The sequence below is a fragment of the Pelotomaculum sp. PtaB.Bin117 genome (assembly GCF_002067195.1).
In the GTDB taxonomy this organism is placed as follows: domain Bacteria; phylum Bacillota; class Desulfotomaculia; order Desulfotomaculales; family Pelotomaculaceae; genus Pelotomaculum_D; species Pelotomaculum_D terephthalicicum.
Genome location: NZ_MVQM01000007.1, coordinates 1 through 9,761, shown reverse-complemented (window position 1 = coordinate 9,761; position 9,761 = coordinate 1). Strand labels below are relative to the sequence as shown.

Sequence of the window (9,761 nt, the reverse complement as noted above, 5' to 3'; positions counted from 1 at the left end):
GGTGGGCAATACCATTATCAAAGCATTGTATCCGGCGAATAATCGTTCTTCAAAGATTGACAACTTTAGATTAATTCCCTTTTCTTCGGGTTTTATTATAGACTTTACGGAAATCAATAAAGAAGGAGTAAAACCTTTTACCCTGCCCCAAAAGTTGGCTGAGACATATGATAAAACCCGCAAGTGGCTGGATAATCTTGAATTAGAATTTGTTCCCGACGTGAATAAATATATCGCATCTGGACACAGCATGGAACTGCTCAGCATTGCGGAAGCCTTGCAGGAAAAGGAAATCTCCGATATCGCCGATACGATTATTCAACAGCGCCGCGCTGTGCAAGTGATCCTCATCTCAGGCCCTTCTTCATCAGGAAAAACAACTTTTATGCGCAGGCTCTCCACTCAGTTGCGGGTCAATGGATTAAAGCCGATTCCTCTTTCACTGGACAATTATTTTTTAAACCGGGAACAGACTCCGCGCGATAAAGACGGCAAGTATGATTTTGATGCCTTGCAAGCGCTTGATCTTAAGCTAATGCAACAACAGATAAAAGATCTCATCAAAGGGGAAACTGTGGAAACCCCAATTTTCGACTTTGTATCCGGCTGCCGCAGCCACAAAACAAAAACCATGCAGCTGAAACCTGATGAAATTCTCTTGATTGAAGGTATTCACGCGTTAAATCCCAGCCTGCTGCCCAACATAAGCAGAAACCTTTTTTTTAAGATCTACATTAGCGCATTGTTCGAACTCAACATCGACATAATGAACAGGATTCCCACCACGGAGGTTAGGATGATCCGCAGAATGGTCAGAGACGACCGGTTTAGAGGATTAAATCCCGATACCACCTTCAACCAGTGGGACAATGTGCGCAAGGGTGAAATCAAGAGCGTCTTTAAATACCAGGAAGAATGTGATGTAATGTTTAATTCAAGTTTGCTCTATGAGCTAAACGTCTTGCGCCCCTTCGCGGAGGCTTCCCTGGAGAAAGTCAGTAAAGATTCTCCTCATTATGCTACAAAAGAGCGGCTGATGAACCTGTTGTCATTTTTTAAGCCGATGGATTCTGCCAAAATTCCTTTCAATTCCATTCTTAGAGAATTTATTGGCGGGAGCATTTATTCAGATTGATCCAGAGATTAACTACCTGCCCCCTGGACAATGCAACCATATTTTTATATGGCTTACCCGCCTTATCTATTTTTTTACTATCATCCTTACTCCCGGATATTAGACAAAAAATTTTTCGTCAAATATTATTTCCAAGTCTGTAAATAATATTGTTATAGAAAAACTCAACTAAACTACCGAATCAAATGGGAGCAGGATATTTACGAAGGAAATATTTAACTCAATTTTAATTCAATTTTCTTTAGTAAAAAATATTGAAAACAATTATTTATGGCAAAAAATCCAAGAACAAAACGGGGCTCTAAGAAGCTCCCTCTTAGAGTTATGGTTAAAAGAAGCTGTATTCTCCTTTAGCTGGTGGGCTGCAGTAATAACGGTTATCTTCTTTATTATCGCCTGGTGGATATTGGTTGATAAAAAAAGGTTGCTCCGGATTGTAACCTACGGGCTTATGGTGTCCTTATTTTCCAATATTTTAGATGTCGCTGGTTTCGCTCTTGGATTTTGGCGATATCCGATTATGATTTTACCCTTATTACCACCCATGATACCTGTGAATCTAGTATTTCTGCCAATGATTTACATGCTGATGTATCAATATTTCCCCAAGTGGAAATCGTTTATTTTCGCTTCGATAGGAATATCTCTTTTAAATTCTTTTGTTTTTGAACCTATTTTAGTGTGGCTAGAACTATATGAGCCAGTTGTGTGGAAACATATTTATTCATTACCAATTTATATTTTTATGGCCGTTTTTCTAAAATGGCTTTTAGAATCAATTGTCAAGAGGGCTCAATAATTGGAAACGTAACTAATTTCAAATCATTAACCTTATTTATGAGACTTTGCATGAAAACGGGGCCGGGGTCAGGTTTATCCGCATAATATTCGCTTATATTTTCTTTCCACAGCCCTGCTTTTTTAGTGCGGTCTTGCTGGTAATGCCCAAGCAAATATTTGATTGACGGATAATTACTTGTTAAATGTCGTACAATCTTTTCATTTGATTCAAGCTGTGCGTCTGTTAAATCCTGGTTACCGTTTACGCCCCCGACATTTTCTATTCCAATTGAACACCAGTTCAACCCTATCGCGTGCCGGTTCAGATTAGTTTCCGGTGTTAGCTGATAAATGGTCCCATCTCTATCAACAAGATAATGTGAAGTTAAATTTAACTTTCCGTATTCCCGATCCGTGCTTGCTTCCTCGCCATAAAAATAATTGTAAACTGCTTGCATGCTATTTGATGCTGTCCAATGGATTACTATAGCTTGAGGTATAATTGTATCAAATGGCTCACCGTAGTGCATTTGGGCATATTCACGAGCTAACTGCTTGCGATAATCAGTTAATAAAACCGGCTTATAGATAATTTGCAACCCAATATCAGATGGCTTTGGCTGGTTGACATCATTAATCCTATTAACCGGGATATTATCAATTGGTGTTTGTGCCGGGTCCTCTGAATCAGGCTGTGGGATATTCGCTTCAGTTGTCTGAGGAGCTTGATTTGATATATTGCTTTTAAGATATAAATCGTAGTATATAATTCCTCCTAACATAAAAAGCGTAATCAGCAAACAAATAAATAATGTTTTTTTCATTTATCAAAACCAACCTTGCTCAAATATTTATATCAATCCACGTTTCTTCTGATATTTTAACATTTTTTCAGCATTCTTTTTTTCTGGTTGGGTCATTTCATTTAGGAAGCGTCAGGAATACACGTTTTAAAAAATAAAAGGGTAATGAAGCTCAGGTATTTTCAACTCGAATATTGCTTTTTCTACAAATAGATTAAATAATACGCTAGAATAAACTTTATGGGTTCTTTAAGGTCTTATCATGTTCCCCGATATTTCTTAATAAAATGCCGTCTTCTGTATATTCCCAGGTCATACGAATTTCCATGGTAATGCTTGCCTCAAATATACGCTCTTGCCCCCGTATTTTTTTAGTGCGAAGCGAAGGATGACGAGGGTTCTCCATCAACAGTTCAAGCTTTTTCTTCAATACTTCTTTTACTTCTAGCGAAAGCTGCTTAACTTTATCGGCAAAAAGCTCAGAGTAGTATAGGTTCATAGTTCATCCAACCCCAGCCCTTTCAATAGTTCCTCTTTACTTTTAGCCGTTTTTACCCGGCCTTCCCGTATTTGTTGTTCGACTTTCAGTTCATCCGCTTGCCATTCTTTAGAATAAAACCACATCTGGTCCCGGGGAATAATGGAAACGGGGGTAATAATCAAACAACCATCCTTCTCTTCTATTTCTAACTTATCGCCAGGTTTGAGCTTGAGTTTTTTCACTAGTTCACTAGGAATTGTCACCTGGGATTTCTGTTTTATTTCTACTAGCATGTTCTTCATCTCCAAATAATAAAGTTTAACTTTCTTACTTTATTATATTCTAACCCAATGAAAATATCCACTAATTTAAAGGATTTTAACAGAGATTTTGGAATATCTTGCCTCCCAACATTTTTAGCCTCCTCAACGTTTTTCCCTTATTTTATTGAATACGCCTATTTTAACCATCCAACACGCCACAAAAAAATAAGGACGTGAATAAATCCTTCGTCCTTATTTTTAAAGGCTTTGGTGTCGGAGACGGGACTTGAACCCGTACGGTTGCCCACACGCCCCTCAAACGAAATTCGTCTGGCGTCGCCACGCGAAAATCGCTGGAAGCCTTGTGGCTGTATCCTTCCGTGGATTGTTACGGAACATATTTTTCGTGAAATTTGGATACATCATGGTTTGTAAAACGAGGATTGTCCTGCTGATGACAGTTTAACAGTAGCATTACTCTTTTGCAAGAGAATATTAAATTTGTAGAAATTATTATTATTAAAAAAGTTCTACGAAAAAATATTGAATGAACGTATTGTTAAGCAGATTAATTCATTCGGGGGCTTATTAAAGTAATATTCGATAGTAAGTTGTTGATTTCTTTAACCTCGTGGGTGGATTATCTTCTACATTTATTCTTCAAAAAATCTGAGTTGTTTACTACGGTAAGATATCATAGGTCTATTGTGAATCTTTGTATTATCATTTATCTGTCCAATTAATATGGGTGACTCATCATCATGCGAGGCCCAATTCCTGGATACCATAGTTTGATTAAAATTTGCATAACAATATAGACAACTGTGTTTACAACTGTTGTATTCTCCAATATCAATACTTTTCACGCATCCACAAATCTCTCGCTGATTTGGATCTTTCTCTATGACTATCTTCTCCCCAAGTAGCTGAGAAATTAACATATCATCAATGCATTTTCCATGTTGTATTTTAATACTCTCAAAGTCTATCATCTCAGAACATGTTTCAATTATTAACCCATAATTATAAGCTATTTTAGAAAGTTGAGAAGAGATTTCACACATATCCAAATCGCTTAAAGATTTCAAGTTTATATGCTTTAGGTTTCTTTTAGCTTTTGCATAGACATCAATAAAACTTATTACACATTTATTTGTATATGGGTGTAAAAGCTTACACAAATATTCAAACCATTTGTAGTGATATTCTTTGCTGAATTTATCCGAAATTAAAATAGGATCGTAACGCCAGATTATTCTATTCTTCCCTAATGTAATGAATAAATGAATAAAATCATTTATTATAGATTTTTTGCTCGGTAGATTAACTTCAATTGTTTTGTCATATGAGTTTAAAGTAAACTGAAAATAATAAGTATATTTATTTAATAAATGGAGATATTTTAGCATCGGCCTTGGATTTTTGGTCCAAAATACAATACAATCAATTAGTTCAGGGTTTAAGTCTATCCTGCTAATCTGCTTACTGTTCATTGGGTTTCTTACTAAAACAAAACCTTCTTTAATTCTGTTGTAAAACCATTTACTATAAAAGGCAGGTATGTCTGTTCTTCTACTAACACTAAAAATCATTTATCTGTTCCTTTCTAATATTTCATAGGAAAAATGCATCAGCTACAACGTTGCTTGGGGGAAAATCAATACCACACCTATAAGTTGAACCCTCACAATAATTTCTTTCAGATATTTGATAACAATTAATACCCTGACTAGCGATTAGGTTAAAAAGTTGTTGGACTAAAGGGTTCTTAACAAAAAGTCTAAAAGTAACCTTGGAAATATCTCTTCTAATACCCCTATGCGATATTGTATATTCTATTTTTGAATAACAACTTGAATTTGTACATATATTATACCACAGGGCACAAGATTTTGGAAGTATATAAACTAAGTCGATCTCATAATTGTTAAAAAAATATTTGCATTCATTGCTCATAATAATAGCATTAAAATCGCTATTGCCTACCACATTAGTCATATCTTCAATTAGCATTAATCCGTTGGGACGCAAGTATTGATGCCCAACTCTTAACATTTCTAAATATGTACCATGGTTTAGAATGCTATCTTGATTATAAAACTCATTAGCGAACTTAAAGCTATGTATTATATCGAATCCTATATTAAAATTCAATCTATCTATCAGAGGAATGATATAATTCTTGTTGGGGAAATTTTTGGAGTAGTGATTGAGATAAATATTATTTCCATTTTGCGGGCAGTAACTATAAAAGTCAGTTAACATTTTTATTTGATAATTGAGTGCTATAGGGTTTCCGTCAATAGAGTGTATGTTAATAGTAGCATTTTTTATTCGTTCGTTTAATACAGTTAATAAACCAAATAAGTTGCCACCCGTTCCCGAACCAATGTCAAGAATCTCTATAGTTTGATTTGCTGTTAGGGAATTTAACATGAGTTGATTTAGAATATTTTGATAGATATGGTAAGATTCAACATAACTTCTTGGAAAATAAGTACCTAAATAGCGTTTAGTGGATTCTTCATCGTTATTTAAGTTGCATCCGGCTTCAAATGGATTGATCTCATAATAAGCTCCTAGTTTCTCAAATAAATATCGTTCAAGATATGGGTTTGCATTTATCAATAATACTCTCCTCCATTGAATGAAATAGTATCTGGTATAGCAATATTTACCACAAGAAATTAACTTTTCCTTCTTGTTTGTGTAAAAAGATAGCAATATAAAATAAATACAAGATAATAACAACACAGTAAATACTATACATTAATCCTATGCAGGAATTAGAGATGAGACGAATATATGCTGCCTTGTAGAAGGGATAAACTATTATCAAGTTTGGGAGTTGGTCGAGGAGCAGGGGCAGTTGTTTTAAGGTCAAGAGAATAATATATGTAACTTGTAAAAAGCAATGCTAGAAACATATGTATAATAGAGAGCAGATTTTTCTCCTATCATTCGGCAGACTCTCCTTTCAAAGGCGATTGGCTCCAACAACGAGGCCGGTCGCCTTTTTTAATGTGCCTCAATGTCAATTTTAATGCAAGGGGTGAAGAGTCTATTGATATTGAACGGTAATATTGTTCGCATGGTTCGCAGTAATCTTAAAATGCCAGAAGGAGTTCGCTCAAAGATTGAATATATCCCAGTCCTATCTCTGCCGAATTGAACACGGCTCCAGGGTAATTACGCCGGAAGTAGAGTCGAAAATTCGTGATGAATTTGCCGCAGATGATCTGATTATTTCAGTTCTAACGGTTGCTGCCCACGTTGTAAAAGAAGGGGGGATAGAAAAAAGTGACATCCAAAACTTGTTAAGCAAGGTGAGTTAACCACTCAGATGCAAACAGCAATAGAGTTCCTATTGGTAAAGCGAGGTTCCAACGTAAAATACTCCAAGATCGCCCAGGCTGTGGGTGTTTCTGTAAGAACTCTGGGGAGGTGGCGGAAGCTCCCGGAGTTTCAAGCCGAACAACGAAGAAGGAGCATTGAGATCATGGGTGACTCATTACCCCTGGTGCTTGACACGTTAACGAAAAAGGCCATAGCAGGGAACAACAAGAGTATTGAATTATACCTTAAAACATTGGGACTTATCCGCGAGGGGTTCGATATAATGGCAAGGTCTAAAGCCGAGGACGATGATCCCAGGAGTAACGCCAATATTGAGGCCGAAATAGAAGAACTCCGGCGGCAATTAGGACTTACCGACGACGATGATAAATTCAGCATGGATAATTAACTACGGAAATGGAGGGTATCCAAATGTTCCAAGAAAAAATGAACGAGTCCAAAGAAACAGAGTCCAAGTACCAATTAATTATCTCCACCCTTAACGACCAGCGAAGGGATCTGGAGCAAAAAATAACCCAAAATAAAGAATCTGTCAATGGCGTTTGAATATTGACCCTTTTTGGCACTTGAATTTTGCCCCCCCCCCAGTTTAAAAAAGATAGTCTAGGAGAGGGTTGGTAATAGACTACCCCCTTCAGCTAAAGATACATCCAGCGATTTTCTAATCAGTCCGGCGCGTTGCTTCTCTTTAACCGGTAGGACTCACCCTTAATGTTGATGACGGTGCTATGGTGAAGCAAGCGGTCTAGGATGGCGGTGGCGATGATCGTATCACCAAAGATCTCTCCCCATTGCCCGAAGCCGCGGTTGCTGGTCAAAATAATGGAACCCCTCTCATACCTCCTGGAGATTAACTGGAACAGGAGATGGGCACCGTGGACATCAACCGGAACATAGCCGATCTCGTCTATTATCAACAGTTTGGAAACGCAGTATAATTTGAGCCTTTCCTCCAGGCGGTTCTCGGCGTATGCCTTGTTCAGAGAAGCAATCAGAGCAGTGGCCGGGATGAAGAGTGTCCGGTACTTTTTCTGGATGGCTTTCAACCCCAGAGCCACTGATAAGTGCGACTTCCCCGTACCTGGAGGGCCCAGCAGGATCAAGTTCTCCGCCCTGTCGATGAAGGAGCAGGTAGCCAACTCACGGATGATCTTCGGATCTATAGATGGCTGGAATGAAAAATCGAACGACTCCAGGGTCTTGATGTAAGGAAACTTGGCCAATGCGGTGCTTAGGGCCATATGCTTCTCATGCTTGAGGGAGATCTCTTCCTCCAACAGCTTGTCCAAGAAGTCGGAGTATGACACCTCGTTCTTGCTCGCTTCCTGGAGTAGCATTTCGAGTTGCTGGCTAGTACGGTGCAATTTCAGCACTTTGAGGTTTTCCTGAATTCTGAGAAGTTGCGGGTTATCCAACGAGAACACCTCCCTCAGCCAGTGATGCATAGACATCCAGGCTTCTGACCTCGACCTCCGGCAGAGGAGCTGTCTTCTTTGTGGCATCATGTTTATTTGACAGGCCCCAATAGTGCTCCATATCTATAATTACTTGGTGCTTGCTTTCTGCCTTTCGGTGAGTGGCGATCAGCACGCCTTGGTGGTAGATAGATATCAGGTCACCACGCTCCTGCAACTCTACAGTCTGATGCACATATCTCCAGGGCACCGAGTATAAGAAACCAAGCAGTCGGTGGCCACCCTGCGCATCTGCCAAACTTGTAAAAAATATGGCGGTCTGTTGGTAAGGGGGCGGAGGTTTTCCCGCCGGAAACGTGCTGCCGGCTGCTCGTGGGTAGTGCCGTGGATTCGTTGGTCAGCCACCTCCCTGATCCAGACCAAGCCCTGCTCGTTGGCAGAGGCCAGTGATGGGAATTCCTGCCCGGCAAGGAATGACCTTTTGACGTACTTCACACCCGACTCGACCTTACCTTTTGTGCGGGCGCGGTAAGGCTGGCATAGCCGGGGAGTGTAGCCGTAGTAAAGGCAGAAGTCTTCAAACTTAGGATTGATCCTGGCATTTGCAGTAGCCCGGTCAAGGACAATGGTTTTAGGGTTGTCATAGAGAATCTCCTCCGGAATACCTCCGAACCAAGCGAACGCATGCTCATGGCAGGCGATCAGCGTGGGCAGCTTTTCATCTAGTGTGAACTCCACATATATGGCCCTGGAGAAGCCCAGTACCATGACGAAGATGCAGACTCTGGTTAGGCAACCTCCGAGCATGATCTTCTTGCTGCCCCAATCCACCTGCGCCTGCAGTCCGGGAGGGGTTTCAAAGCGGGCTGTTGCCGCCTCAAGCTGGCGGTGGGTTTCCCGGAGTGGGCGCACCGCCTCTTTAACCAGGGTGTAGCCTCCGGTATAGCCTAACTTTTTCAGTTCCCTAAAGAGATTGGTGGCATTAAAGTCCAACTGCGGAGCCCGTTCAATAAGGAATGGCATAAATTCTGACAGCAGGCCCGGTTTGCAGTTTTTCCGTCGATATGGTTTATAAAGCTCATTGCGTAATACTTTTCTGACAGTGTTTTTACTAATCATTAGCTCTCTGGAGATCTTTTTGATAGATTTCCCCATTTTGCGCATGACGCGGATCTCGGTCCATAGATCCTGTGTTAACATCTGGTTCTCTCTCCCATGTTCATTATCATGGAAGAAGGTTTCCGCTTGACCCATTTCGTTACCTCCTTTTTATTGGAGGGGGGTCAATTTTCATCCGCCATATGGGGTCATTTTACCACCGCCAATGACAGAATCCTTAAACGGCAGTCAGACCGGGACTATATCCTTTTTACAATGGGGATTAATACGGGATTGCGTGTTTCGGATATTTTAAAGCTCCAGGTCAAGGACATTCGGAACAGGACTCATATAACTAGTAGTTTGTTAACACTGAATCTATAATAAAACTTATTTTTATGTTATACTCTTCCCAGGAGGGAGGGGTAT

At 39.7% G+C, this 9,761-nt stretch carries 12 protein-coding genes and 1 pseudogene; 5 read left to right on the top strand and 8 right to left on the bottom strand.

Annotated elements, in window-relative coordinates:
• Both A4E54_RS00220 and A4E54_RS15715 read left to right on the top strand, forming a co-directional pair.
• On the top strand, positions 1-1,135 hold a 1,135-nt coding region (locus tag A4E54_RS00220), incomplete at its 5' end, for a uridine kinase family protein (protein WP_286723619.1).
• A gap of 406 nt (positions 1,136-1,541) precedes the next feature.
• Complete coding sequence (locus A4E54_RS15715; RefSeq protein ID WP_240085049.1) at positions 1,542-1,934, top strand: CBO0543 family protein; 393 nt, start codon at positions 1,542-1,544, stop codon at positions 1,932-1,934.
• On the opposite strand, the gene A4E54_RS00215 is transcribed toward A4E54_RS15715, so the two are convergent.
• From A4E54_RS00215 to A4E54_RS00195, 5 genes are all read right to left on the bottom strand, one after another.
• A complete protein-coding gene (locus A4E54_RS00215; RefSeq protein WP_286723617.1) occupies positions 1,918-2,739 on the bottom strand; it encodes an N-acetylmuramoyl-L-alanine amidase in 822 nt (273 codons plus the stop codon). The genes A4E54_RS15715 and A4E54_RS00215 overlap by 17 nt on opposite strands.
• 217 nt (positions 2,740-2,956) lie before the next feature.
• A complete protein-coding gene (locus tag A4E54_RS00210) occupies positions 2,957-3,217 on the bottom strand; it encodes a hypothetical protein (protein WP_240085162.1) in 261 nt (86 codons plus the stop codon).
• Positions 3,214-3,492 (bottom strand): AbrB/MazE/SpoVT family DNA-binding domain-containing protein, encoded by a 279-nt coding sequence (locus A4E54_RS00205; protein ID WP_240085163.1) that lies wholly within the window; start codon positions 3,490-3,492, stop codon positions 3,214-3,216. Before A4E54_RS00205 ends, A4E54_RS00210 begins: the two co-directional genes overlap by 4 nt.
• A 623-nt stretch (positions 3,493-4,115) precedes the next feature.
• The gene (locus A4E54_RS00200) at positions 4,116-5,054 is read right to left on the bottom strand and encodes a DUF1848 domain-containing protein (RefSeq protein ID WP_240085164.1); all 939 of its coding nucleotides are present in this window, start codon (positions 5,052-5,054) and stop codon (positions 4,116-4,118) included.
• 22 nt (positions 5,055-5,076) lie between these two features.
• The gene (locus A4E54_RS00195) at positions 5,077-6,090 is read right to left on the bottom strand and encodes a hypothetical protein (protein WP_240085165.1); all 1,014 of its coding nucleotides are present in this window, start codon (positions 6,088-6,090) and stop codon (positions 5,077-5,079) included.
• A 455-nt stretch (positions 6,091-6,545) separates the two neighbouring features.
• Between A4E54_RS00195 and A4E54_RS00190 the strand changes: the two genes are divergently transcribed.
• From A4E54_RS00190 to A4E54_RS00180, 3 genes are read left to right on the top strand one after another with little or no spacing between them, the layout of a single operon-like run.
• Positions 6,546-6,797, top strand: a complete 252-nt coding sequence (locus A4E54_RS00190) for a helix-turn-helix domain-containing protein (RefSeq protein ID WP_282442415.1) — start codon at positions 6,546-6,548, stop codon at positions 6,795-6,797.
• Positions 6,798-6,805: 8 nt separating this feature from the next.
• Complete coding sequence (locus tag A4E54_RS00185; RefSeq protein WP_240085167.1) at positions 6,806-7,207, top strand: phBC6A51 family helix-turn-helix protein; 402 nt, start codon at positions 6,806-6,808, stop codon at positions 7,205-7,207.
• Between the two features lie 23 nt (positions 7,208-7,230).
• Positions 7,231-7,365: a hypothetical protein gene (locus A4E54_RS00180; RefSeq protein ID WP_282442416.1), complete on the top strand. Its 135-nt coding sequence runs from the start codon at positions 7,231-7,233 to the stop codon at positions 7,363-7,365.
• A gap of 57 nt (positions 7,366-7,422) precedes the next feature.
• Here A4E54_RS00180 and istB read toward each other — a convergent pair.
• The 3 genes and pseudogenes from istB to istA all read right to left on the bottom strand — a co-directional run bounded on the left by istB (position 7,423) and on the right by istA (position 9,488).
• Positions 7,423-8,264, bottom strand: a pseudogene (gene istB, locus A4E54_RS00175) (IS21-like element helper ATPase IstB).
• Entirely contained in the window at positions 8,227-8,469 is a 243-nt protein-coding gene (locus tag A4E54_RS00170; RefSeq protein WP_240085169.1) for a Mu transposase domain-containing protein, read from the bottom strand. Before A4E54_RS00170 ends, istB begins: the two are co-directional and overlap by 38 nt.
• Positions 8,454-9,488 (bottom strand): IS21 family transposase, encoded by a 1,035-nt coding sequence (gene istA / locus A4E54_RS00165; protein ID WP_240085170.1) that lies wholly within the window; start codon positions 9,486-9,488, stop codon positions 8,454-8,456. The genes A4E54_RS00170 and istA overlap by 16 nt, the downstream gene beginning before the upstream one ends.
• Positions 9,489-9,761 lie beyond the last annotated feature (273 nt).